The 25369-nt window shown below is 36.8% G+C and carries 22 protein-coding genes; 10 read left to right on the forward strand and 12 right to left on the reverse strand.

Going from position 1 to position 25369, the window contains the following annotated elements:
* The first annotated feature begins 179 nt into the window (after positions 1-179).
* The 7 genes from HW347_RS13125 (at position 180) to HW347_RS13155 (ending at position 5875) form a co-directional block, all read left to right on the forward strand.
* Positions 180-1700, forward strand: coding sequence for an aldehyde dehydrogenase family protein (locus HW347_RS13125; protein ID WP_155594500.1), 1521 nt, complete (start codon positions 180-182; stop codon positions 1698-1700).
* Position 1701: 1 nt separating this feature from the next.
* Positions 1702-2073, forward strand: coding sequence for a DUF779 domain-containing protein (locus HW347_RS13130; protein WP_214612281.1), 372 nt, complete (start codon positions 1702-1704; stop codon positions 2071-2073).
* A 157-nt stretch (positions 2074-2230) separates the two neighbouring features.
* Entirely contained in the window at positions 2231-2440 is a 210-nt protein-coding gene (gene yidD, locus HW347_RS13135; RefSeq protein ID WP_155595520.1) for a membrane protein insertion efficiency factor YidD, read from the forward strand.
* A gap of 126 nt (positions 2441-2566) precedes the next feature.
* Positions 2567-3529 (forward strand): prolipoprotein diacylglyceryl transferase, encoded by a 963-nt coding sequence (gene lgt / locus HW347_RS13140; RefSeq protein ID WP_214612282.1) that lies wholly within the window; start codon positions 2567-2569, stop codon positions 3527-3529.
* Positions 3530-3623: 94 nt separating this feature from the next.
* Positions 3624-4112: a DUF192 domain-containing protein gene (locus HW347_RS13145; RefSeq protein ID WP_214612283.1), complete on the forward strand. Its 489-nt coding sequence runs from the start codon at positions 3624-3626 to the stop codon at positions 4110-4112.
* A 6-nt stretch (positions 4113-4118) separates the two neighbouring features.
* Positions 4119-4637 carry a GNAT family N-acetyltransferase gene (locus HW347_RS13150; protein WP_214612284.1) on the forward strand — a complete coding sequence of 173 codons (519 nt, stop codon included), beginning with the start codon at positions 4119-4121 and terminating at the stop codon, positions 4635-4637.
* Entirely contained in the window at positions 4634-5875 is a 1242-nt protein-coding gene (locus tag HW347_RS13155) for an ATP-binding cassette domain-containing protein (protein WP_214612285.1), read from the forward strand. The genes HW347_RS13150 and HW347_RS13155 overlap by 4 nt, the downstream gene beginning before the upstream one ends.
* A gap of 122 nt (positions 5876-5997) precedes the next feature.
* On the opposite strand, the gene secDF is transcribed toward HW347_RS13155, so the two are convergent.
* Entirely contained in the window at positions 5998-8991 is a 2994-nt protein-coding gene (gene secDF / locus HW347_RS13160) for a protein translocase subunit SecDF (RefSeq protein WP_214612286.1), read from the reverse strand.
* 156 nt (positions 8992-9147) lie between these two features.
* Positions 9148-10074: a malate dehydrogenase gene (locus HW347_RS13165; protein ID WP_194532332.1), complete on the reverse strand. Its 927-nt coding sequence runs from the start codon at positions 10072-10074 to the stop codon at positions 9148-9150.
* A 346-nt stretch (positions 10075-10420) separates the two neighbouring features.
* On the opposite strand from HW347_RS13165, the gene HW347_RS13170 reads away from it, so the two are divergent.
* The gene (locus HW347_RS13170; RefSeq protein ID WP_214612287.1) at positions 10421-10795 is read left to right on the forward strand and encodes a hypothetical protein; all 375 of its coding nucleotides are present in this window, start codon (positions 10421-10423) and stop codon (positions 10793-10795) included.
* A gap of 120 nt (positions 10796-10915) precedes the next feature.
* Here HW347_RS13170 and HW347_RS13175 read toward each other — a convergent pair whose 3' ends face one another.
* From HW347_RS13175 to asnB, 5 genes are all read right to left on the reverse strand, one after another.
* Entirely contained in the window at positions 10916-11758 is an 843-nt protein-coding gene (locus HW347_RS13175) for a universal stress protein (RefSeq protein WP_214612288.1), read from the reverse strand.
* 91 nt (positions 11759-11849) lie between these two features.
* On the reverse strand, positions 11850-12812 hold the full coding sequence (locus HW347_RS13180; protein WP_225901928.1) for a hypothetical protein: 963 nt from the start codon (positions 12810-12812) through the stop codon (positions 11850-11852).
* A 170-nt stretch (positions 12813-12982) separates the two neighbouring features.
* Entirely contained in the window at positions 12983-13735 is a 753-nt protein-coding gene (locus HW347_RS13185) for a hypothetical protein (RefSeq protein ID WP_214612289.1), read from the reverse strand.
* 86 nt (positions 13736-13821) lie between these two features.
* The gene (gyrB, locus tag HW347_RS13190; RefSeq protein WP_214612290.1) at positions 13822-15774 is read right to left on the reverse strand and encodes a DNA topoisomerase (ATP-hydrolyzing) subunit B; all 1953 of its coding nucleotides are present in this window, start codon (positions 15772-15774) and stop codon (positions 13822-13824) included.
* A gap of 360 nt (positions 15775-16134) precedes the next feature.
* A complete protein-coding gene (gene asnB / locus HW347_RS13195; RefSeq protein ID WP_214612291.1) occupies positions 16135-17799 on the reverse strand; it encodes an asparagine synthase B in 1665 nt (554 codons plus the stop codon).
* A 239-nt stretch (positions 17800-18038) separates the two neighbouring features.
* On the opposite strand from asnB, the gene HW347_RS13200 reads away from it, so the two are divergent.
* Entirely contained in the window at positions 18039-18587 is a 549-nt protein-coding gene (locus HW347_RS13200) for a DUF2911 domain-containing protein (RefSeq protein ID WP_214612292.1), read from the forward strand.
* 76 nt (positions 18588-18663) lie between these two features.
* On the opposite strand, the gene HW347_RS13205 is transcribed toward HW347_RS13200, so the two are convergent.
* The 3 genes from HW347_RS13205 to HW347_RS13215 all read right to left on the reverse strand — a co-directional run bounded on the left by HW347_RS13205 (position 18664) and on the right by HW347_RS13215 (position 21660).
* Positions 18664-20280 (reverse strand): amidohydrolase, encoded by a 1617-nt coding sequence (locus tag HW347_RS13205; protein ID WP_214612293.1) that lies wholly within the window; start codon positions 20278-20280, stop codon positions 18664-18666.
* 98 nt (positions 20281-20378) lie between these two features.
* Entirely contained in the window at positions 20379-20807 is a 429-nt protein-coding gene (locus HW347_RS13210) for a hypothetical protein (protein WP_214612294.1), read from the reverse strand.
* A gap of 88 nt (positions 20808-20895) precedes the next feature.
* A complete protein-coding gene (locus HW347_RS13215; RefSeq protein WP_214612767.1) occupies positions 20896-21660 on the reverse strand; it encodes an NYN domain-containing protein in 765 nt (254 codons plus the stop codon).
* Positions 21661-21822: 162 nt separating this feature from the next.
* Between HW347_RS13215 and HW347_RS13220 the strand changes: the two genes are divergently transcribed.
* On the forward strand, positions 21823-22611 hold the full coding sequence (locus HW347_RS13220) for an NIPSNAP family protein (RefSeq protein ID WP_214612295.1): 789 nt from the start codon (positions 21823-21825) through the stop codon (positions 22609-22611).
* Between the two features lie 12 nt (positions 22612-22623).
* On the opposite strand, the gene HW347_RS13225 is transcribed toward HW347_RS13220, so the two are convergent.
* Together HW347_RS13225 and HW347_RS13230 are read right to left on the reverse strand one after the other, a co-directional pair.
* Positions 22624-23721, reverse strand: coding sequence for an OmpA family protein (locus tag HW347_RS13225; RefSeq protein WP_225901929.1), 1098 nt, complete (start codon positions 23719-23721; stop codon positions 22624-22626).
* Between the two features lie 129 nt (positions 23722-23850).
* Entirely contained in the window at positions 23851-25323 is a 1473-nt protein-coding gene (locus HW347_RS13230; RefSeq protein WP_214612296.1) for a hypothetical protein, read from the reverse strand.
* Between the last annotated feature and the right edge of the window lie 46 nt (positions 25324-25369).

Below are 25369 nucleotides of genomic sequence, written 5' to 3' on the forward strand. Positions count from 1 at the left end.
ATACAAAACAACTGTTATTAAAATACTAATTTCTTAAAGAATGATAGAATTGTTCATGCTAATAGTAGAATTGGTCAGACATTTTAGGTTCAACTCTACTACATTTAGAAAACCATTTATATACGTCTGATAAACAGGTATATAATAATGAACATACTATTAATTAAATACACTTAACTATGAGCACACAGACAGTTGAACACAATCTTCTACAAAAGCCTAAGTTTAAAGATCAATATGAAAATTATATTGGTGGAAAATGGGTTGCACCCGTAAAAGGGGAATATTTTGACAACCTCTCGCCTGTTGATGGTAAGGTATATACAAAAATAGCACGGTCTACAGCTGCAGATATTGAATTAGCTATTGATGCGGCTTGGGAAGCTGCTCCGGAATGGAATACTTCATCTGCTACTACAAGAAGTAATATGCTATTGAAGATTGCCGATGTTATGGAACGTAATCTTGAAACTTTGGCACGAGCTGAAACTTGGGACAACGGGAAAGCCATTCGCGAAACCACTGCAGCAGATATTCCTTTGGCTATAGACCATTTCAGATATTTTGCAGGTGTTATCAGAGCAGAAGAAGGCTCTGTAAGTGAGTTAGATTCTAACACGGTAGCTTTGAACGTTACTGAACCTCTAGGTGTGGTAGCTCAAATTATTCCATGGAACTTCCCACTATTAATGGCTACGTGGAAATTAGCACCGGCATTAGCAGCAGGTAATTGTGTTGTAATAAAACCAGCAGAACAGACTCCTGCGGGCATCATGATTCTTATGGAACTTATTGAAGGCATTCTACCTGCAGGCGTATTGAACGTCGTCAACGGTTTTGGAGCTGAAGCAGGTAAACCATTGGCATCAAGTCCAAGAATAGATAAAGTGGCATTTACCGGTGAAACCACAACAGGGCAGTTAATCATGCAATATGCTTCTAAAAATATCACTCCAGTAACCTTAGAGTTAGGCGGAAAATCACCAAATATTTTCTTTGAAAGTATTATTGATGCAGATGATGACTTTTTTGACAAATGTTTGGAAGGTGCAGTTATGTTTGCATTGAACCAAGGTGAAATCTGTACCTGTCCTTCTAGATTATTAGTACAAGAAAGTATTTATGACCGCTTTATTGAAAGAGTCATTGAGCGCACTAAAGCTATTAAATTAGGACATCCGTTAGACCCAACTACTATGATGGGTGCACAAGCCTCTAACGATCAATTTGAAAAGGTTATGAGCTATATAAATATAGGTAAAGAAGAAGGATGTGAGTTATTGACAGGTGGAGATGTTGCCTATGTTGAAGGTCTAGAAGGTGGTTTCTACATTCAGCCTACCATCCTAAAAGGAAACAATAAAATGAGAGTGTTCCAAGAAGAAATTTTTGGACCTGTGCTTTGTGTAACTACCTTTAAAGATGAAGCTGAAGCTATAGAAATTGCAAATGACACCCCTTATGGACTAGGGGCTGGGGTTTGGACTAGAGATACACATCAAGCTTACCAAATATCCAGAGCGGTACAAGCCGGTAGAGTTTGGGTAAATTGCTATCACTTATATCCTGCTCATGCACCTTTTGGAGGCTATAAAAAATCAGGTATTGGTAGAGAAAACCATAAAATGATGTTAGCTCACTACAGACAAACTAAAAACATGCTGATTTCATACGACAAAAAAGCAATGGGCTTCTTTTAATATGAAGACAAAAAGAGTTTTAGTTACGGATGAAGCCAAGAAAATCATTGAACAGCTAAGAGAAACACATGGTGAACTTATGTTTCACCAAAGCGGCGGATGCTGCGATGGCTCTGCTCCCATGTGTTTTAGTAAAGGTGAACTTATGTTGAACGAAACCGATGTTTGGCTTGGAAATATAGCCGACTGTGATTTTCACATGGCTAAAGACCAGTTTGAGTATTGGAAACACACGCAATTGACCATTGACATTACCAAAGGAAGAGGAGCAAGCTTCTCTCTAGAAATACCATTGGGAATTCGGTTTATTGTTAGATCAAGGTTGTTTTCCGAAGAAGAAGCACTTGATTTAGAGCCTATACATTACGCTTAAAACTTGATAAAGTTTGCATTAACAAACAAAAATCCGCATTGAAGAATGCGGATTTTTCATATTATACCACCAACCTTCCCTTTACATGTTTTAATCAAAAAACCGTACTTTTACACTTCTAAAACACCTCATTTTGGCATTAACTTTCAAAAAAATAATGATAGCCCCTTTCGTATTTTTAGTCAGGTTTTATCAGCTTGCCATCTCGCCCTACACACCTGCAACCTGCCGTTATTCACCCACTTGCTCTCAATACACTTTAGAAGCCCTAAAAAAACACGGACTTTTTAAAGGTGGCTGGTTGGCTATTAAACGGATTTTCAGTTGTAACCCCTGGGGAGGAAAAGGTTATGACCCAGTACCTTAATTCATTTTATTAGTGTTGACTGTGCCAATTCTTACCAATCCTTCAAATTTATAACGTCGATTTAAGATGTAGTAAAGCTTAACGGTTATCTATTTTATTATCTTAGTGCCCTTAAAACTCCTTTACATGTACTTTTTAGGTATTATCTGGAATCCGAACGAAACACTTTTCACACTCGGTCCGTTACAGATTAAATATTATAATCTACTTTGGATTACCACTTTTGCTCTTGGCTGGTATATCATGAAGCGTATTTTCACTAATGAAAATAAGACTGTAGAGCAGTTAGATTCGCTCTTCATATACACGGTTTTATCCACTATGTTAGGAGCGCGACTAGGTCACGTATTTTTTTACGATTGGCCTTATTATCAAAATCATTTAGCCGAAATATTGCTACCTATTCGTGAGAGCGCCTCAGGTGTGCTTTTCGGGTTCATTAAAGGTTATGAATTTACCGGTTTTACGGGCCTTGCAAGTCATGGCGCAATTATAGGGATTCTTATTGGAACTTATTTATATCAAAGAAAGCACTCAGACATGAAAACCCTTTGGCTATTGGACCGTATGGTTATTCCAGCTGCTATTGGTGCGTTTTGTGTTCGATTGGGTAACTTTTTCAATTCAGAAATCAACGGAAAAACAACCGACGAATCTTTCATATTCGCTACGAAATTTATTCGTGATTCAGATGATATGCATCCATCAAAGGCATTGGCCATTACACAAGAAAAAACCGTAAATGCCGCTTATGATGCTATAGAAAACAACCCACAATTTGCCGATCAACTGGCACAGATTCCTTTCCGTCATCCAGCACAATTGTATGAAGGGGTTGCTTATATTTTTGTTTTTATCCTTCTTTATTACCTCTACTGGCATACTAACAAAAAAAACAGCACAGGTTATCTTTTTGGTCTGTTCTTAGTATTGCTTTGGACCATTCGTTTCTTTGTAGAGTTTGTAAAGAAAAGTCAAGGTGGTTTTGAAGAGAGCCTTGGGTTACTATCAACTGGGCAATGGTTGAGTATTCCATTCATCCTTATTGGTTTTTACTTTATGTTCCGACCAAAAACTGGCAAATCTTAATATAATAGAGATTCCTGAAAAAATTTAATCAGCGCTTTGCTAAAAAGCGAATCGCTTCATTTATCATCGACTTTAAAACTTAAGCGATACTGAAATGAAACATATTAAAATTAGTCTGTATTTAGTCCTTATGGCTTTTGCGTTTCACTCTTGCAAAGAAGAGACTAAAAAAGTTGTAAAAGCAGAGCCGGTAGTTTTTAAAAAAGAAGGTGAACTTTCTATTTTCAAAAAAGAAACGGACAGTTTAATCGCTTCTTTTGATATTGAAATTGCCGATAGCGAATACGAGACACAAACTGGTTTAATGTACCGAAAGAGCATGAAGGCAAATCGCGGTATGTTATTCGTTTTTCCTGAAGTAGCAGGACATTCATTTTATATGAAAAATACCGAGTTTCCTTTGGATTTGATATTTATAAAGGAGGACATGACCATCTCTAATTATCACGAGAACGCACAACCCATGGACGAATCCAGTCTACCTTCCCAAGGTGCAGTACAGTATGTTCTTGAGTTAAATGCAGGCCTTGTTCAAAAATTAGGAATACAGTCTGGAGATAGTATTGCGTTTAAAAAATTATGATTTCAGATGAATTTGCTTTTGGAAGGAGAACAAACCGAACGATTGCTATTCCGAAAAGTACGCCCTTCCGATTTTGAAGCTTGGTTATCTTTTCATGAAGACAAGCGGTCTTCTGAATTCTGGGAAGGACTGCCAACAGACCCTAAAATTGCTTGCCAAGAACAGTTTGACCGGATATTTGAACGCTACGAAAATAACCTAGGGGGTATGAACGCCCTTATTTCAAAATCTACTGGAGAATTCATTGGGTTATGTGGACTTCTTAAACAGACCGTAGATCAAATAGAGGAGCTAGAAATAGGCTACTCCATTCTACCTAATTATTGGAAACAAGGTTACGCAAGTGAAGCTGCCATTAAATGTAAGAACTGTGCAAAAGAACAGAGCCTTGCCAAATCGTTAATTTCTATTATTCATATTGACAATCTACCATCTCAAAAGGTAGCCCTTAAAAATGGTATGTATCTAGACAAGACAACAACATATTACAACAATCCCGTACACATTTTTAGAGTCCTACTATGAAACAAAAACATTGGGCCATTTTTACAGCAAACACTTCCCATAAAGAAGAATTAATAGACGCTTTCTTTGAAGGCCCTCTTCCTAAAGGCTTTGACGAACTAAAAAATTTACAAGGCGCTCTTTTATCTAAATTGGCAGTTGCGCGCTTTATTGATATAGAGGACCGTCATGGCAGTAAAGTAATTACTTCAGGGACAGCACAAAGTTTAAAATCAATGTCTAGTGGCGAGCAAAAAAAAGCCTTACTAAAACATATACTCAGCTCTCAGCCGGATTTTATTGTTCTGGACAACCCGTTCGATAACCTTGACACCACTGCTCAGGAAGACTTGAAATTAACTTTAGAAGAAGTTTCAGCACGTACTCCAATGGTGCAGTTATTAAGCCGTAGAACAGATTTACTGCCTTTCGCCAATACATTTGCCAAATTAGAAGGCAACGATATAGTTTTTGCAGATTCTGCGGATGCACTTTCAAATCAACAGGAAAAAGAACTCTTTAAAAATGATGTTCCAAAACCCATTAGTGCCTATGAAATTGAGGGCAACACTCTAATTGAGTTAAAAGGCGTTGGAGTTACCTATAGCGAAAAGCCTATTTTAAAAGATATTAATTGGCATATTAAGAAAGGTGAATTCTGGGAATTAAGAGGAAGGAACGGTAGTGGAAAAACAACCATCCTATCCATGATAACGGGAGAAAACCCCAAAGGTTATGGTCAAGAACTCTATATTTTTGGACGTAAGAAAGGTACAGGAGAAAGTGTTTGGGAGATAAAAAAGAGAATAGGTTATTTCACGCCTTCTATGACTGATAAATTTACTGGTTATCATTCTGTAAGCCACATGATTATTTCAGGTTTCTATGACTCAGTTGGCCTTTACATAAACCCTACCGAAGCTCAACTAAGACTAGCTAAAGAGTGGTTAACCCTAATTGGGCTATGGGGTATGAAAGATGCTCTCTTTCATGACCTATCTATGGGGCAAAAAAGATTGATCATGTGCGCAAGAGCCATGATCAAACATCCACCGCTACTTATCCTTGATGAACCAACAGCGGGATTGGATGATGACAGCGCGGCACTATTCGTGGGGTTAGTCAACAAGTTTGCAACACAAAGTAATACTACGGTCATTTTTGTATCACATAGAAAAGAACCAGGTCTTGAAGCAGAACTCATCTATCAACTAGAAAAATCAGAAACCGGTTCTACAGGAGAAGTATTGACTTCATAGCTCCTTCCTATATTTTATAAAAATCCAAAAAAATCATTAAACAAAAAAGCCGTTTGCATATGCAAACGGCTTTTGTAATTAATTGAGTTAGTTAGTTCTTAACTCCTCAAATATAGAGAAATTTATTTTACTTCCTCAGTTTCTTGTTCAACTGAACTATTTTCTAGCCCTGCTGCTTGCGATGACTTACTCAACGTATCGAACATTACAGGAGTTGCAATGAACAATGAAGAGTACGTACCTACAATAACACCAATTAGCATGGCGAACATGAATCCTCTTAATGATTCTCCACCAAAAATAAATATAGCCAATAATACTACTAAAGTAGTCAAAGACGTATTTAAAGTACGGCCTAACGTACTATTAAGTGCTAAGTTAATGTTGTCGCCTCCGCGCCATCCTCTCTCACCAATAATCTCACGAATACGGTCAAAAACAACAACGGTATCATTCAGCGAATATCCAATTACGGTTAATATAGCCGCAATAAACGCTTGATCAATCTCCATGTTAAAAGGCATAATCGTACCAAACAAAGAGAATATACCTAACACAATCATAACATCGTGAAAAACTGCTGCTACCGCTCCTAAAGAGAATTGCCACTTACGGAAACGGAACAAAATATATAAGAACACTACTGCAAGCGAACCTAAAATGGCTAAGAATGCATTGTTCTTAATATCATCTGCAATTGTAGGACCTACTTTTACAGATTGCAAAATACCAATTGACTTATCACCTGAACCTACTTTAAAGTTCTGCTCGCTGATACCATCCGGAAGATATTTCTGTAAGGCAACATATAGTTTATCCTGAATCTCATTATCTACTTCAATACCTTCTACATCTACTTTGTAAGCCGTAGTAATTTTTATCTGATTAGATTCTCCAAACGTTTTAACTTGAGTACCACTACCGAATACATCATTCAATTCAGAACTAATTTCGGATGGATTAACAGACTGTTCAAAACGCACTTGATACGAACGTCCTCCAATAAAATCAACACCTTGTTGCAACCCATTCGTTGCTAAAGAGAAAACACTTACCCCAACCAAAATAGCGGAGAATACATATGCAATCTTTCTTTTTGAAAGAAAATCGATATTGATATTCTTGAACAAGTTCTTTGTAAGTCCTGTTGAAAAATCCAACGAACGACCTTGACCTTCAACATACCAATCTACTAATAGACGAGTGATGAAAATTGCAGTAAACAAAGAAGTTAAAATACCTATAAGTAAAGTGGTTGCGAAACCTTTAATAGGACCCGACCCAAATATAAATAAGATAATTGCGGTAAGACCTGTTGTTATGTTCGCATCAAGAATAGATGAAAGTGCATTGCTGAAACCATCTGCAACAGCTAATGATTTTCCTTTTCCTTTCGCTAATTCTTCTTTTATACGTTCAAAAATAAGTACGTTAGCATCTACCGACATACCAATGGTAAGAACAATACCCGCAATACCCGGTAAGGTCAATACAGCACTTAAGCTGGTAAGAACCCCAAATATCAATAGAATGTTCAATAATAAAGCGATATCTGCAAAACCACCTGCTTTACCATAATAGAAGATCATCCATACCAATACAATTGCCATTGCAATCATAAATGATGTAAAACCACTATCAATAGCTTCTTGACCTAAAGATGGCCCTACAACCTCTGATTGAATAATTTCCGCAGATGCCGGTAACTTACCAGCACGTAATACGTTGGAGATATCTTTTGTTTCGTTTACTGTAAATGTACCTGTAATCTCTGAACGACCTCCAGAAATAGGTCCTGATGAAACGCCAGGAGCAGTATATACCTTATTATCTAATACAATAGCAATACCAGTCCTATTAGTATATGCATCACCAGTTAGTTTTTCCCATTCTTTAGCACCTTTTGTGTTCATGCTCATAGTAACGGCTGGTTTACCGTTTACAAACTCATCACGTGCATCACTAACAACATCACCACTAATTCTTGGTGTGTTATCTCTGTTTGATTTTAAAGCGTATAGCTCAGCTATTTCAGAACCTTCAGATGGTCTTTCCCACAAGAACTTTACAAACTGTAAGTTCGCAGGAAGCAACCTTCTAACTTCTTTCATTCTAAGGTACGCACCAATTTCGGCAGTATCTTGAATAGCGGCAACACCAACAGCATAACTTTGTGCACCTAATTGAAACTTATCGAACAATGGATTAACCTGTCCAGCAATATCCAATGAGTCAGCAGAAACATCAGAAAGAAGAGAATCTAATTCCGATTCCTTCTTTATTGGTTCCTTAACATCTGCTACATCAATAAGTGATTTTAATTTTTCGTTGGTCTGAAAGAAGAAACCTTGTAATTCTGGATTGTTAGGCTCATAGGTTTCCCAGAACTCTAACTGTGCAGTACTTGACAATAACCCTTGTGCACGAGCAATATCTCTTGCACCTGGCAATTCTACCAATATACGACCTGAATTACCTTCACGCTGAATGTTTGGCTGTGTTACTCCAAAACCATCAATACGCTCACGAAGTACTTCAAAAGCAGAAATTATAGATTCGTCAATTTTTCTTCGGATAATAGGCTTAACCTCATCATCTGACATCTGAAAATTAACCTCGCCACTAAGTCCTTTATTGGCGAAAATATCTGGAGAAGCTAATTTAGTATCTCCCTTTATTTTTTCAAAAGCATTAAAGAAAAGCTCTACGTAGGTATCATCGCTGTCTTTGGAAGCTGCATCTGCATCTGCCAAAGCTTTGTTGAAAATAGGGCTCTTAGTATTATTAGCTAAACCTTTTAGAATGTCCTTTACGGAAATCTGAAGAGTTACATTAATACCACCTTTAAGGTCAAGACCTTTGTTTAGCTCTTTCTTTTTGGCTTCATTATAATTAGTGAAACCAAGAATGGAGTTGTCTCCAATCGAGTCTAAATAACTAGCTTCTAAATCTTCTCGTTTAGAAACAAAATTATCTTCAGCATCTGAAATACGGCTTTCCGCATATGATTTTGCTTCGTCCTCTACCTTACCACCTATGAAAGTGTATGATAATTGGTAGATACTTACTAGCCCGAAGAGTAGGGCAAAAAGCTTAATAAGTCCTTTATTCTGCATTGGTTGTGTGAATTAATTGCGTGCTTTTTATAACAGCGTGCAAATATATGATTTTCCCATAGGAATTGACAATATATTTAGAGTTATTGTAAACAGAAACATCTGCCCCAGAAATACTTCTAGGACAGATGTTCTAATTTATTATTGTCTTAACGACTATAATTCTAGTAGACCGTTGGTCTTTTTTACACCAGCTGCACTTTCTTGCATTTTTGCTTTTTCAGCATCGCTTAGTGGAATATTTACTATTTTTTCGATTCCGTTTTTACCTAAAACTACAGGTACACCTATACAGATATCGTTAAGATCATACTCTCCTTCTAATAAGGTAGAACATGGGAATATTTTTTTCTGGTCACAAGCAATTGCCTGAACCAAACCTGAAACCGCTGCACCTGGCGCGTACCAAGCACTTGTTCCTAACAATTTAGTTAATGTAGCACCACCTACTTTAGTATCTGCAGCTACTTGCTCTAAACGGTCTGCAGACAAAAATTCTGAAACACGTATACTATTTCTTGTAGCATGAGATGTTAATGGCACCATACCGGTATCACTATGACCACCTATAACCATACCATCTACATCAGAGATTGGAGCTTCAAGAGCTTCAGCCAAACGGTACTTAAAACGTGCGCTATCTAAAGCTCCACCCATACCTATAATCTTGTTCTTAGCAAGACCTGTTGTTTTGTGTACCAAATAAGTCATAGTATCCATTGGATTACTAACAACTATTAGAATTACATTAGGAGAATGCTTTACCAAGTTGGCTGATACCGTTTTTACGATACCTGCGTTGATTCCTATTAACTCTTCACGAGTCATACCAGGTTTTCTTGGAATACCAGAGGTAATTACTGCAATATCACTATTAGCAGTTTTAGAGTAATCGTTAGTTACACCTGTTATCTTAGTGTCGAAACCGTTTAAAGATGCGGTTTGCATCAAATCCATAGCTTTACCTTCGGCATATCCTTCTTTGATATCTAAAACGACTACCTCAGACGCAAAATTCTTGATGGCAATATACTCGGCACAGCTTGCTCCTACTGCTCCTGCCCCTACTACGGTAACTTTCATTTGTTATAATTTATTTGTTATTAAAACTTTTTTTGAATATCCTTTTTCAAATATTGACTTGCCTCTCCTACAGCATTCAGTAAGGGACACATGTAACCTATAGTGTCAATATTTGAAATAGGTTCTCAAAAATAAACAATCTTAAAGGAAAAATATAGTGAATACTGGGTTAAATGGCAGAAACATTATCGACCAAATGCTCGACCAAATGCACTCCTGTTAAAAAAGAATGCGCTTTAACGAAGATAAAAGGGTTTTGTTGCCATACATCGAATTGTAGCAATAGTACCTTGCAATTGGGCGTTCTTAATATAACAAAACCCCCAAATAATTAAAACCTACCACAATGAAAAAAGTCTTTTCATTTTTAGCAATAATATCCATCATACTAGTCAGTAATTGCACACAGATACCTGAAAATGATAATCCAGTTATAGGTATATGGTCAGATGTAGAAGTAGCACCTGCCAGCCTAACCGGCAAGTCAGAAACCGTTCGTAAGGAGTGGATATTTAATGATGCTTATTTAGGACGTTACCACCGCAAGAGTAATGGCAGCATTACTTTTAAAACAGACTTTAAATGGAGTTATGAAAATGACACCTATACAATATCATACCCTGGAACAGATATGGAGAGCAAAATTGTCTCTATGAGGACTTCCGAGGATGGAAATACATTAGCAGATTCAGAAGGACACACAATGGCCCTAATGGAATAAAAATATTACTAGGTTTCAAATACGCTAAAACCCATATTCTTAACTGAATATGGGTTTTTAAATAAAGTAGATCTCTATCTACTTATTGTCCTCAACAGACTTCTCTTAAATTTCTTGTTTCTAATCTCTATATATAGCCATAACAGGCGTATTAATGTTTCGTATTAAATCTTCAGTAAGACTATAAGTAAATAAACGTTGATAGAAATTACGTTTGTGATTGATCAGACAAACCATATCTATTTCATTTTCTATACAATAGTCCAATAACGACTTTTTTATATCTATAGAATCTATGGTCTTGAACGTAACATTGCTCACGTCATGATTTTTAAGTGAATCTTTAAAACGATCCATCATCGGTACAATAGAATCTCCATGTGCTAAATCAAAATGCACAACGTGTAGCTTTGCTTTAAAACTCTTAGACTCATTGATTAAATCTTCCAGCGGTTCTTTTTCATCTTCTTGATAATCCACCAAAAACAGAATATTATCTAAATCACCGTCAAACTTGGCATGGCCAGGAACCACAACAACAGGCTTATTTATCTCGTCTAAAATCTTTAAGGTACTGGTTTCCGTAAATAGTTGAAATAGTCCGCTTTTACTAATTTGCGTACCCATAACCACCACATCTATCTTATCCTCCCTTTTTACAATATACTGAGTAAAAGTTTCAATAAAATTTCCTTGACGCACTACATACTTCACTTTTAAACTATCAACCTTATTTTCTTTGAGTATTTTTTCAAAAGGCGGAAAGGTTTCCTTTTTATTCCTAAAACTTTGTATATCTACCTTTTCATATAATTTCTGCTCTACCTCCGTAGTTTCCGTTTCAAGGTTATAGGCATGAAAAACGATTATTTTCTTCTCGGTCTTTTTTGCATATTCCACTGCATATAAAAAGGCATTCATTGAAACTTCCGAAAAATCTGTAGGAAAAAGTATGCAGTCCATAGTAATTGTTTTAAAATAATAGTCCTAGGTTAAGTTCACTGAGTAAAAAGGTAATCATAAAGTGCCATGCAAGTTCCATTTCTATATAAAATTAAAAAGATGTTGCCAGATATTTTACAGCAAAGACCAAAATAATACTTACCGCAAGACCTATGACCACTTTAATCAAATCCATACTTAATGATTTAAACATCTTAGCTCTAGGCTCGTTCTTTCTTAGCATATAGTTTAAAGCTATTTCACGACCTGCCAGTATACCAATAAACACCCAAGTTGTACTCATTGGCACATTGTTCATCTCCTTAAAATAAAAAAGAACAACACCATAAACAAAATCTATAATTGTTGCAGATCGAATGTCTACCGTATTGGTTTTAGACTTGATGATATTTTGAATAGCCCCACCTTTTGAAGCTATTATATAAGCTAATAGGCCCATAATAATCACCAATGAAAATATTAATGTATAGATATCTAATTCTCTTGGTAAATAAACATAGATATTTGCGAAATCCTGAATAAGCCATTGCGACCATAAAAAACCTGTAGAACACCATTGCAACACAGTCCATAACCGTTCTTCCTTTGCTGTAATAGATTTCTCTATAAATTTTTTCTCTACCAATTTTGATATTGCCAAGTAGAGCAAAATGGCTGTAACAAATGCCACTCCGTACCCAGAGAGCGATTTCACGACCATACTACTTAGATTCTTTTCATTGAAGAAGGTAAGAATTAGGAATGATGTACTTACCGGAATACCGGTACGGGTTAACAACATTAGAATTAATGGCGGAAGTAAATAATACCAAGAAAATGGTTCTGGCATAGGGTATTTGGCCAATCTACCATAAGAAACATCGCCACCATGTGTTATATACCCATAGATAAGAGTAACAGCCAGTATACCACCCGCAAACAACCATAACACCCACCATTTCTTTCTTTCATTAGAACTCAAAAATGTACCCAAGGTTTGTATAGTATCATTTCCTACAACGGAGTATGCAGCTAATGTGAAGCCTAAATACATAACTATAACTGAAAAGTCCAATATGCTCTGGTTTTATATTTTGCCGTAAATAAAGAACATTCACAAGGAGTACATTGCTCATTACAGATTATCAAATATTTAAATAATTGATAACTTAAAAACAAAAAAGGCCGCAATCATAAATGATTGCGGCCTGGTATACTATAATAGCATTTAGCTATCTAAGAATTCTATTGGCTATCTTCTAAAAGAAACTCTGTGTAATCTAAAATATATACACCTAACAAACTCCACTTAAACTTTTCGCCACCATACTTAGCTTTGAATTTATCATTATCCATGAATAAAGACTCAAAGTGTTCATCGAAGTCTTTTTTAGTTAACCATAATACTTTTTCATCACCTTTTTTAATGTAATATGACTTAGCAATACCACCAGCTAATTTCATACCTCCAATTCCGATACTAGCAGTCTGCTTAGCCCATGGATCAGAATACACTTCAATAAACTGGCTGTATTTTGGATTAACAACTTGCATCAAGTATTCCTCTTCCTTCTTTTTGTTTTTCAAAGAAACCATTTGGTTAGTATACATAGTATACCCTTTGTTCATATACTTAGAAGCATCGGTTTTTCCCCATTTGGTAGCGTCATTCATGAAGTTACCTTGGTTGTTCAATTTCTCTAGTCCAGAAGGTGCCATATACAAATCGACAATTTCTTCCGCTTTAACACGAACTTTTTCACCATCTGGCTTAATAAATTTGATTTCGTTAATCTGACCTTTCTTACGATCTACATCTTTAATATCGGCTTCTAATTTGGTGCCGTCTTTAAGCGTAACATAAGCTGGTTTTTTTCGAGAGTAAGAAGAATAAGCTGGATCGAACGCGGCTTGTTGTTCGCGCTCTTTTAAACTCTCTTGTCCAAAACAAACAACGCCGGACATAAATAATACCATTGATACTAATTGTAATTTCATAATAGGGGTTTAGGATTATTGTACTACCCCTAAAATAGTTCGTCCGCCAAGTGGCGGACGAATATTTGTTGTGAAAACACTAATTGTTATGCATCAATGTTCGCATACACAGCATTTTTCTCTATAAATTCTCTTCTTGGAGGAACTTCATCACCCATTAACATAGAGAATACTCGATCAGTTTCAGTAGCATTATCTATCTGAATCAGACGTAGTGTTCTAAATTCTGGGTTCATTGTAGTATCCCATAACTGATTAGCATTCATCTCACCAAGACCTTTATAACGTTGGATACTTACACCCCCACTATAGCTGTCTGCTATCTCATCACGTTCCTTATCAGACCATGCATAACGTTTTTTGGCTCCTTTTTTTACCAAATATAAAGGTGGTGTAGCAATATAAACGTGCCCGCTCTCAATAAGCTCGCGCATATATCTAAAGAAGAACGTTAGAATTAGTGTTTCAATGTGACTACCGTCTACATCGGCATCACACATAATCACTACTTTATGGTAACGTAGTTTTTCTAAGTTCAATGCTTTACTATCTTCTTCCGTACCAATAGTTACTCCTAGTGCGGTATAGATGTTTTTAATTTCCTCGTTTTCAAAAACCTTATGTTGCATGGCTTTTTCTACGTTCAGAATCTTACCTCGTAAAGGAAGAATTGCCTGAAACTTACGGTCACGACCCATCTTGGCCGTACCACCCGCAGAATCACCCTCAACAAGAAACACTTCACATTGCGCAGGATCTTGCTCAGAACAATCGGAAAGTTTACCAGGTAAACCACCAATACTCATTACAGTTTTACGCTGTACCATTTCACGAGCTTTAGTAGCTGCGTGACGTGCTTGAGCTGCAAGTATTACTTTTTGTACTATTATCTTAGCATCATCTGGATGCTCTTCTAAATAATTAGATAACATTTCTGAAACAGCCTGCGAAACTGCAGATGAAACTTCACGGTTACCTAACTTAGTTTTTGTTTGACCTTCAAATTGAGGTTCCGCAACTTTAACGGAAACAATAGCAGTAAGACCTTCTCTAAAGTCATCTCCTTGAACCTCAAATTTCAACTTCTCGAGCATTCCCGAAGCATCTGCGTACTTTTTTAAAGTAGTCGTAAGACCTCTTCTAAACCCTGAAAGGTGTGTACCACCTTCATGTGTATTAATGTTATTTACGTACGAGTGTAAATTTTCTGTGTAACTCGTATTATAAATCATAGCAACCTCAACTGGAATATCGTTTTTCTCGCCCTCCATTGAGATTACGTTCTTAATCAACGACTCTCGGTTACTATCAAGGAACTTAACAAATTCTTTTAGTCCTTCATCTGAGTAAAAGACCTCAGAAAGAAATTCTCCTTCTTCATCTTTTTGTCTCTTATCCGTAATGGTAATAGTAACTCCTTTGTTCAAGAACGAAAGCTCACGCATTCTGTTCGACAAAGTTTCATAACTATACTCTATTGTTTGCTGAAAAATTTGGTCATCCGGATGAAAAGTAACCATTGTACCTCTCTCATCTGTCTCACCAACACTTTTTACAGGGTACATTGCTTTACCGCGCTCGTATTCCTGCTCCCAAATTTTACCATCTCTATAAACGGTTGCTTTTAGATTATCAGAAAGTGCGTTCACAACGGATACACCAACACCGTGAAGTCCACCAGAAACCTTATAGGAATCCTTATCAAACTTACCACCGGCACCAATTTTGGTCATTACCACCTCTAAAGCGGATATACCTTCTTTTTTATGTAAATCTACCGGAATACCCCTACCATTATCACGAGTAGTAATGGAGTTGTCTTCGTTTATTACGACACTAATTGTATCACAATGACCACCCATAGCTTCATCTATGGAGTTATCAACCACCTCGTATACCAAGTGATGAAGACCTCTAACGCCCACATCTCCAATATACATGGATGGACGCATACGTACATGTTCCATACCCTCTAGGGCCTGAATACTGTCCGCGGAATATTGATTCTTTTTTTCTTCTTTATTAGCTTCTTCGCTCATAAAATTAACTAGTTTTAGACTTAATTTTTGGCAATCTCACAAATATACGCAAAACCCCATAAAATATGGGGTTCTGAGAGGAGTCATAACCTCTAAGTTATCAACAAAAATTGTGGAAAAATGCGATTATAGCATTCTATCTATATTAGCCTAGGTTTAAAGCTTAAGTTTCTTAAAATCAACCTATAAAAACCGAGTATTCTCTTAAGACTCATCTTTGAGTCTTTTGATCTCCAAATAATCTTGCAATAACCCAGACTACAATTGGTAGTCACAGGTACAAAAGAAAAGACCTGCTGGCTTTTATCACGCAACAGGTCAATTCCTAGCTAATTATATAAATAACCTTCAAAAATGGTTCTAATATGCATCATCGTGTACGTTAGCCACTGCTCTACCGGACGGATCGTTCATGTTCTTGAACGCTTCATCCCAATCCAACGCTATTTGCGTGCTACATGCTACAGATGCTTCTTGAGGCACACATAGTGCTGCTGCATCTGACGGGAAATGAGATTCAAAAATAGAACGGTAATAGAATTCTTCTTTTGAAGTCGGCGTCTGAATAGGGAAACGGAATTTGGCGTTTGCCAATTGCTCATCTGAAACTTCATCGTTAACAACAACCTTCAATGTATCAATCCAGCTGTATCCTACTCCATCAGAGAATTGTTCTTTTTGTCTCCATGCTACGCTTTCTGGCAACATTTCTTCAAAAGCTTTTCTAACAACCCATTTCTCCATGCGCTCGCCATTGATCATCTTATCTTTTGGATTGATGCGCATAGCTACGTCCATAAATTCTTTATCCAAGAACGGCACACGACCTTCAATACCCCAAGCGGCTAAAGACTTGTTGGCACGTAAACAATCGTACATGTGCAACTTGCTCAGTTTACGAACAGTTTCTTCATGAAATTCTTTATCGTTTGGTGCCTTATGAAAATAAAGGTAACCTCCAAAAAGCTCATCTGCGCCTTCTCCCGAAAGAACCATTTTAATACCCATAGACTTAATTACCCTTGCCATAAGATACATGGGCGTTGAAGCTCTAATAGTTGTTATATCATACGTCTCCAAGTTATAAACAACATCTTTGATTGCGTCTAAACCTTCCTGAATAGTAAATTTAATTTCATGGTGTACCGTACCAATATGGTCAGCTACTACTTGCGCAGCCGCTAAATCTGGCGAACCATCAAGACCTACTGAAAAAGAGTGCAACTGAGGCCACCAAGCATCTGTAGTGTCACCAGACTCCACACGTTTTTGTGCGTATTTTTTAGCTATTGCCGATGTAACAGAAGAATCTAGTCCTCCTGAAAGCAATACGCCATAAGGTACATCTGACATTAACTGACGGTGTACGGCAGCTTCCAAAGCTTCTTTAATTTCTTTAATGCTCGTTTCGTTATCCTTAACGGCATCATATTCCATCCAATCTCTTGTATACCATTTTTTGAATTCACCATCTTCACTACTCATGTAGTGTCCTGGAGGAAATAGTTGAATTTTTGAACATGTCCCTTCTAAAGCTTTCAATTCTGAAGCTACATAGAATGTACCGTTTTGATCCCAACCAATATAAAGTGGAATAATACCCATATGGTCACGTGCAACGAAATAAGAATCGTTTTCTACATCATATATTGCAAAACCGAAAATACCGTTCATTTCATCTAAGAAATCAGCTCCTTTTTCTTGGTAAAGAGCTAAGATAACCTCACAATCAGATTCTGTTTGGAAATTATATTTTCCGTCAAACTGCTTACGCAATTCTCTATGATTATAGATTTCGCCGTTAGCGGCCAAAACCAATTTTTTATCTTCACTGAACAACGGCTGTGTACCGGAAGCTGGATCAACAATTGCCAAACGCTCATGCGCTAAGATTGCTTTATCATTGGCATAGATACCACTCCAATCCGGACCACGGTGACGTATTTTTTTAGACATCTCCAATAACTGGGGTCTTAAAACATCTGAACTTTCTTTTAAATCAAATGCACATACAATTCCACACATAACAATTTGTTTATTTCTAATTTGAAGTCAAAAATGCGACTAAACTTCCAATTATAAAACATATATGCAATAAATGATTTCATATTGTAAGTTTAAAATGTTATTCGACATCAATACGTCACTATATCCAATTTTTTAGATTAAAAATCATTCGTTCTGTAAGTAGTATAAAATTTAACGACTTTTTAGTTGAATTTATATTGAATACTAACTAGTTTTATCTCAAAACAAATCCAATTATGAAAAAAGTACTTTTTATTGCTTTAATGGCATTTGCCATGACCGTTTCAACTGATGCATTAGCTCAAAAATTTAGTGGACTAGATAAAAGCCCTATGGATATGGCGGCTTTCCCTACAGATTACAAAGTATCTACAAAAACTGCTCGTATAATTTATAGTCGCCCACAGTTAAAAGGTCGTTCTCTATCAGAACTTGCTCCTGCTGGAAAAGTATGGCGTACCGGCGCTAATGAAGCTGCCGAGGTAACTTTTTACGCTGATGTAAATTTTGGTGGTAAAGAAATTAAAGCTGGAACCTATTCTATCTTTACTATTCCTGGACAAGGCGATTGGACAGTTGTTCTTAACAAAAACTTGAACCAATGGGGTGCATATTCTTATGACGAAAGTGCAGATGTTGCTCGCGTTAACGTACCTAGTTCAGAAGACTCTAACTCTTTAGAAGAATTTTCAATTGCTTTTAAAGAAGACGGAGCTGGTTTTAAAATGATAATGGGATGGGACAAAACAAGAGTTGCAGTTCCTATTACTGTTGCAAAAATGTAAAGTATCCTGAAATCTATAATTAGAAAAACCGAAGCCTTAAGAGCTTCGGTTTTTTTTATGCGTTAACTTCTGCCAACTATCTTGTTTTACCATTTATAAAGGTTTGCTCTGCCATAATCGTAGGAATTTCAGCAACAGGAACAGTCATCATATCTTTATCATAGATTACAAAATCTGCAAACTTTCCAGACTCTATACTTCCTTTCTCCTCTTCTTCAAAATTAGAATAGGCTGCCCAAATTGTCATTCCACGCAATGCTTCTTCCCTTGTAAGCACATCTTGCATTTGGAACCCACCTTCTGGATAACCTTCCACATCCTTTCTAGTTATTGCTGCATAAAAAGTTAGAAACGGACTCACATGCTCTACCGGAAAATCTGTACCTAAAGCAAGTATTCCCGCTTTATCTAAAAGTTTCTTATAGGCATAAGCTCCTTTCATTCGTTCCTCACCTAAACGGTCTTCTGCCCAATACATATCACTCGTAGCATGTGTAGGCTGTACGGAAGGTATTACTCCATTACCAAAATAGTCAAAATCTAATGAGTCAATAATCTGAGCATGCTCTACTCTCCAACGGCGATTGGGTTTATCTTTCAAGACTTCTTGATATGTTCTAAGCACCACTGCATTGGCAGAATCACCAATCGCGTGAGTATTCATCTGATATTCTGAAACTGCTAAACGGCGTGCTAAATCTTCAATTTCATCTACAGGTGTTACCATGGCTCCATAATGACCCCATTTATCGGCATATGGTATTTTTAATGCTGCTCCACGGGAACCGAGTGCCCCATCTCCGTATACTTTTATCGAACGCACATTTAGCCTATCTGTTTTTATGGGTCCTTTATAGATAAAATAGTCTACGTCTTCTGGAATATTGCTAACCATAGCATACACCTTAATCGAAAGCTCTCCTGTTTGTTGCAAACTATCTATAAGTTCAATAGTAGCGCGATTTAATCCTGCGTCATCAACGGTAGTTAATCCGTTATTCAAACAAATCCTTTCAGCATCTTTTAATGCTTTCACTTGAGCATCCAAGTCTGGCATCGGAATTTTAGCATACACCAAATCCATTGGATTATCTACCAGCACCCCGGTAATACCCATTGCCCCTTTTACAATTTCTCCTCCCTCTACTTTGGTTCGCCAATCAATACCGGCCAAATCTAATGCAGCCTTATTTACCAACAAAGCATGGCCATCTACGCGACTTAAAGCCACTGGAGTATCAGGAAAAATTTTATCTAATTCTTTACGGGTTGGATATTCTTTAACTTCCCAATCATTCTGATCCCAACCTTCACCTAGCACAAAATCTTTGGGATTTTCATTTTGAAAAGCTTGAACACGCTCCAGAACCTCTTCAAAACTTTTGGTTCCGACAAGATCAACCACTTGCTGCTTAAGACCTAAACCAAAAAAGTGACAGTGGGCATCTATAAGACCTGGGGTAATGGTACGACCGTCCGCATCTACCAATTGGTCTGAAGTGTATTTATCCCTAATTTCTTCGGTAGTACCTACGGCTATAAATTTTCCGTCATGAACAGCAAAAGCTTCTGCTTTAGAAAACTCTTCATCAACCGTGTATACATTGGCATTCACGATAACCAAGTCCACATTTTCTTTCAGATATTCACAACCTGTAAGGAACAATAATAATAAAGGAAGTATTTTTTTCATAGTAAGAGAATTTGGAGGATACCAAAAATACATAAATAATGTACTACTCTCTCACTACTTACTATTGTGAAAAAAAGTCTTTTTCCACATTATTTAAATTACATGATTTTTACTCTAGCTCCTTTTATTTCAAAAGTACCTTCGGCATAAGTATACGTACCAGAAAGGACTTCTCCTTTTGCAGTTAGTTTTACGTTAAAAACAGTGCCTTCTAACTTTACTTCAAAACTAATAGTATTACCTACTAAATTAACTTTTTTACCAAAAACCTCCTTTTCATCAAGCTGAACAAATACATTATTCTCTCCGTTCTCATGAAAAATAGAAAGCGCCCCTAACCTATATTGCTCGGGTGCATTTTCTGCAGAATATTCCCAACTTCCAAGTAGTTCACTCTCTCTAGCCTTTACTTCTTTACACTCCTTATCACCAGTATTCAAAACATTTGCGCTCAGAGCGCTACCAAAAGTCATGCTAGTTAAAAAAGCGGCCAATACTGCGAGGGAATTTTTCTTAAAAGTTCTCATTTCTTCAACAAATTAATTCGTACTAATTTCAGGCACATTTCTTATTTAAAAACGAAACCATCTATATAAAACGAACATAAGACCCTTATTATTTTGTTGAGCGCGATTTAGGCTTGTCTGCCATTTTAACGTAAACTAGTTTTTTACGTCCTTTTGAATCTTCGCGACGATCTACTTCTATTGATTTAATGGAACTGATGAGCGGTGTAAGTTTTTGAAAACCGTAGTTACGAGAATCAAAATTGGGCTGTTTTTTCTGTAAAAGACTTCCCACATCACCCAAAAAGGCCCATCCGTCATCATCGGCCACATCATCTATTGTAGAGGCTATTAATCTAATATCTTTAGCTGTAATTCTATCTACATTACTCTTGGCCGCCTTTGGCGTCTTAGTACTAACAGAACTATCTTCTTCCTCGTCTTCCTTCTTAAGAATTTCTATATAAATGAATTTATCGCAAGCCACTATAAAAGGGTTGGGCGTTTTCTTTTCACCAATCCCAAATACCTGCATACCGGCTTCACGCAAACGCGTTGCCAAACGGGTAAAATCACTATCACTACTCACAATACAAAATCCGTTGACCTTTCCTGCATAGAGAACATCCATAGCGTCTATGATCATAGCAGAATCCGTTGCATTCTTACCTTGGGTATAACCATATTGCTGTATTGGGGTTATAGCATTCTCTAAAAGAACATTTTTCCATTTCCCAAGACGTGGATTGGTCCAGTCGCCATAAATACGTTTTATGGTAGGATTACCGTATTTGGCAATTTCTTCCATCATTTCCTTTACGTAAGCCGAAGGAATGTTGTCACCATCTATAAGTACCGCAAGATTTAAATCCATCATGATTATATTTTCTTTACTGCAAGTTACGTTGATTCTTCCAAAAAAAAGAAGCGATTTTTACATAAAACGTGACAATCCATCCATTTCTGGCCTCACTGCTTTTTATTAGGTTTTAAGAATGTTCTTCACTAAGTTTGAGTTTCCAAACCCTATATTTTTATGAAAAATTCTATCCAAAGTTCTTTTATAGCTTTCATTTTAATTTTTGCTGTAACCCTTTCTGCAAACGCACAAAATCTAGACAAACAGTTTTATCAATTAAAAACTTATTTACTAAAGGATGGAAATCAAGAAAAGGTTGTAGATACTTATTTAAAAGATGCCTATCTACCAGCTTTAAAGAGAGCGGGAATAGAGAATGTTGGTGTTTTTAAATTAATTCCTTCAGAAGACATAAACGACCTCAAAATTTATGTACTGATACCTTTTAGCTCTCTTGACCAATTTTTGACATTGGATAATATGTTAGCTCAGGATAAAAGCTATATTTCCGCTGGTGATAGCTATATCCATGCAAAACATGATAACGCCCCTTATGAGCGTATCAATTCTACTTTAATGAAAGCTTTTCCAGAAATGCCTATGATGGAAGCATCTAAAATAGAAGGGCCAAGAAAAGAACGTGTGTACGAACTTCGTAGTTATGAATCTGCCACCGAAGCCATTTACCAGAACAAAGTAGATATGTTCAATGCAGGAGGTGAAGTAGCACTCTTTGATTCCTTAGGTTTTAATGCCGTTTTTTATGCTGAAGTATTATCCGGTGACCGTATGCCCAACCTAATGTATATGACCACTTTTGAAAATATGGAATCAAGAGATGCGCATTGGAAAGCCTTTGGAACTGCTGAAAAATGGCTTGAATTAAAGGCTAATCCAAATTATCAGAACAATGTAAGCAAGGCTGATAAAATATTGCTTTACCCTACTGAATATTCGGATTACTAAAAAAATGAAAATTTAGGGTTTTGGTTTACTGATAATAAACTCTACTCTTCTATTTTGCTTTCTACCTTCAGAAGTAGCATTATTAGCTATTGGCTTGTCTCCTCCATGACCTTGCCATACTACGCGATTTTTATTCAGACCCAAATGCACAAGGTATTCGGCGACAGCCTTTGCCCGTTTCTTAGATAAAGAACGATTATACTTATTACTCCCAATAGAATCCGTAAAACCGTTTATTGAAATATGTAATGTCTTATTCTTTAACAAATAGAAATAGATACCACCAAGCTCTTTCTTAGCAGTTTCTAGCAAAGTAGCTTCATCAAAAGCGAAAAGCACGTCTTTAAAGACGTGGATTTTATCTAGTTCAAATGTGCGTGTCCCCACATTTGCAAGAACAACTTCTTGTTTCGTTATATTAGTTTCGGCTTCCGATACCTCAACCATATCTACATAATAGTACGCACCTTGCTTGGCATTGCGCTTGGTCTTAAAAAGCCGGGTTCGGGCATTGCTTTTGAAGTTACCAATCATTAGATATTTTTCCGAGCCTTTAGCTACGAATTCTGTATGCACCAATATCCAATCTTGGGTATCCGAATAGAAATTGGAATAGCCTATTTCTAAATAATTATAAGCGTTTTCTTTCTGCTGATAGAGGAGCTTTTTTGACAGTTCCTTTTTTATAGGAATACGCAGTTTATCCTTAGAAAATAGAACTCCAAATTCTTTAATAGCGAAATCTGAACGTTCAGCTAAACTCACATAAAAAGACACCCTATACTTTACTCCTTCTTTTAAAGGTTCTAGTAATTTAGTTTGAAAATATTCTCTGTAATCATCTGGTGCAAAAAGATAAAGCCCAGCGTAACCCTGACCAAAATTTGCAGGTTGCGATCCATTAAAATTCTTTGGCGTACCCATTTCCGTACTGCATCCATTAAAGTAATCTGTAGAACCGTCCGTAGGAGTTGACCAACCTTTAACATCTGTACTAAAATTACCCAAGCGTTTAGGGCAATTTACGTAAGCTTCAAAACTAGGGTTTTCAACTAAGTTCTGTGAATTCAGCGTTTGCAAAAAGCACATCCCGAATAAAAGAAACATCATATTTCCGAGTGGAAATTTGGTCATCATGAGCGTTTAAGTCGGCTCTAAAATAGACAAATAAAAACATACTCAGATTTACCCTATCTCAGCAGGGTAGTCTTTTTAAGGTATAAAGGACTATTGAATAGGTTAGTTTAAAGAATCAATATAAGCTTGAATCAAGTCTACACCTTCCGTGTGTAATTCTGTAATACCTATGAGCGGCATAGAAGGCCCGTAAGCAGGATCTGTATCAACTCTTGCTCTAATATCTGCTTTAAATTCTTCTACATTGCTATCTGCATACAAAGTTTCGTATCTAAAATCTGGACGAATACCTTCGTTTGAATTATGTAGTCCACCAGGTTGGTGACAATGGGCACAATTCACATCCATATAAGCTTTGGCACGTTCCGCAAGCGTAAAAGAATCATCTAACCAATCAGGAAGTCTTTCGATTTCTGCCGTGGCAGGTGCTCCGGAAAGCAAACCTTTATCAATGAAATTTTGAAGTTGATTTTTACCCTTGTACACAAAGTTTAAGTTTCGTGCTTTAGGACCAATTGGAATAGTTGTATTGTTTACATCATGACACTGAGTACAATTAATTGTAAACGGCACTCTATAACCAACGGATTGATTACTACCCGAACCATCTATCCAGCTTACCTGTACAGTGGGTGCATCATTACTAAAGCTAGCTTCTGTCTGATTTTCGTTCCAAAGATAATTGCCCATACTCCATGTACCATTAGATTTAATCATCACACGGGTTTCTATTAGTTTTTTGCCAAGAGATTCATCTCTTTCATCATTAAAATAGAAGAAGGTTTTACTGATTATGGTATTATCTGGAAACTGCAAAAGTCCCTGATCATTGTAAGTCATCTGAGCACCTTCAGGAAGAGATATCGTTCTAAATTTCTGGGCATAATCACTATACAAAGGCGTGCTTAAACTATACTCATATGATGTGGTATTGGGAACCAAATCGCTTGGGTTTCCTCTAAATATTTTTAAATCGGATAATTTTGGAAGAAACTCAGCAACTGCATAAACAGTATCATCTAAATACGGATTGCTACCGCCTGTTACCTCATCACTATTATTTACACCATCTGCATCACAATCGGCATTTTTCCAAACATTATTTTCCGCGTTGTAACCTGTATAATTTTCATCTTGAATAGGATCGCAAGGATTGTCTTTATCAGTTCCATCCGCATCTTCTTGAAAATCGGGAATACCATCACCATCCGTATCTTTGGCTTCATCTACATATGGATCTGTACCATTAGCAAGTTCTTCCGCATTCGTTACACCATCAATATCACAATCGGCACCTAGCCAAATGGTATTATCCGCATCGTAACCTGTATAACCAGAATTGGGTTTTGGATCGCAAGGATTGGTTTTACTTGTACCATCCAAAATTTCCTTCGAATCAAGAATTCCATCGCCATCTGTATCTACATCAACAGAAACCGGAGCCTCAGAATCATCAGACCCACAAGCAGCAAAAAGAATCATTGATGCTACAAGCACAGTACCAGCGATTTTTCTTCCCGAAAGAAACCTAAAACTTCTATGATTGGCCTGGGCGTTTTTATTATTCTGAAACATGATGTATTTTCTTATTAGCAACTAAAACAAAAATAAGTATTCTACC

This window comes from Zobellia barbeyronii (assembly GCF_018603515.1).
In the GTDB taxonomy this organism is placed as follows: domain Bacteria; phylum Bacteroidota; class Bacteroidia; order Flavobacteriales; family Flavobacteriaceae; genus Zobellia; species Zobellia barbeyronii.

Excerpts from the sequence above, each read along its gene's own strand:
- HW347_RS13125 (WP_155594500.1), top strand. The coding sequence starts at position 180 with ATGAGCACACAGACAGTTGAACACAATCTTCTACAAAAGCCTAAGTTT.
- HW347_RS13130 (WP_214612281.1), top strand. The coding sequence starts at position 1,702 with ATGAAGACAAAAAGAGTTTTAGTTACGGATGAAGCCAAGAAAATCATT.
- yidD (WP_155595520.1), top strand. The coding sequence starts at position 2,231 with ATGATAGCCCCTTTCGTATTTTTAGTCAGGTTTTATCAGCTTGCCATC.
- lgt (WP_214612282.1), top strand. The coding sequence starts at position 2,567 with ATGTACTTTTTAGGTATTATCTGGAATCCGAACGAAACACTTTTCACA.
- HW347_RS13145 (WP_214612283.1), top strand. The coding sequence starts at position 3,624 with ATGAAACATATTAAAATTAGTCTGTATTTAGTCCTTATGGCTTTTGCG.
- HW347_RS13150 (WP_214612284.1), top strand. The coding sequence starts at position 4,119 with ATGAATTTGCTTTTGGAAGGAGAACAAACCGAACGATTGCTATTCCGA.
- HW347_RS13155 (WP_214612285.1), top strand. The coding sequence starts at position 4,634 with ATGAAACAAAAACATTGGGCCATTTTTACAGCAAACACTTCCCATAAA.
- secDF (WP_214612286.1), bottom strand. The coding sequence starts at position 8,991 with ATGCAGAATAAAGGACTTATTAAGCTTTTTGCCCTACTCTTCGGGCTA.
- HW347_RS13165 (WP_194532332.1), bottom strand. The coding sequence starts at position 10,074 with ATGAAAGTTACCGTAGTAGGGGCAGGAGCAGTAGGAGCAAGCTGTGCC.
- HW347_RS13170 (WP_214612287.1), top strand. The coding sequence starts at position 10,421 with ATGAAAAAAGTCTTTTCATTTTTAGCAATAATATCCATCATACTAGTC.
- HW347_RS13175 (WP_214612288.1), bottom strand. The coding sequence starts at position 11,758 with ATGGACTGCATACTTTTTCCTACAGATTTTTCGGAAGTTTCAATGAAT.
- HW347_RS13185 (WP_214612289.1), bottom strand. The coding sequence starts at position 13,735 with ATGAAATTACAATTAGTATCAATGGTATTATTTATGTCCGGCGTTGTT.
- gyrB (WP_214612290.1), bottom strand. The coding sequence starts at position 15,774 with ATGAGCGAAGAAGCTAATAAAGAAGAAAAAAAGAATCAATATTCCGCG.
- asnB (WP_214612291.1), bottom strand. The coding sequence starts at position 17,799 with ATGTGTGGAATTGTATGTGCATTTGATTTAAAAGAAAGTTCAGATGTT.
- HW347_RS13200 (WP_214612292.1), top strand. The coding sequence starts at position 18,039 with ATGAAAAAAGTACTTTTTATTGCTTTAATGGCATTTGCCATGACCGTT.
- HW347_RS13205 (WP_214612293.1), bottom strand. The coding sequence starts at position 20,280 with ATGAAAAAAATACTTCCTTTATTATTATTGTTCCTTACAGGTTGTGAA.
- HW347_RS13210 (WP_214612294.1), bottom strand. The coding sequence starts at position 20,807 with ATGAGAACTTTTAAGAAAAATTCCCTCGCAGTATTGGCCGCTTTTTTA.
- HW347_RS13215 (WP_214612767.1), bottom strand. The coding sequence starts at position 21,660 with ATGGATTTAAATCTTGCGGTACTTATAGATGGTGACAACATTCCTTCG.
- HW347_RS13220 (WP_214612295.1), top strand. The coding sequence starts at position 21,823 with ATGAAAAATTCTATCCAAAGTTCTTTTATAGCTTTCATTTTAATTTTT.
- HW347_RS13225 (WP_225901929.1), bottom strand. The coding sequence starts at position 23,721 with ATGATGTTTCTTTTATTCGGGATGTGCTTTTTGCAAACGCTGAATTCA.
- HW347_RS13230 (WP_214612296.1), bottom strand. The coding sequence starts at position 25,323 with ATGTTTCAGAATAATAAAAACGCCCAGGCCAATCATAGAAGTTTTAGG.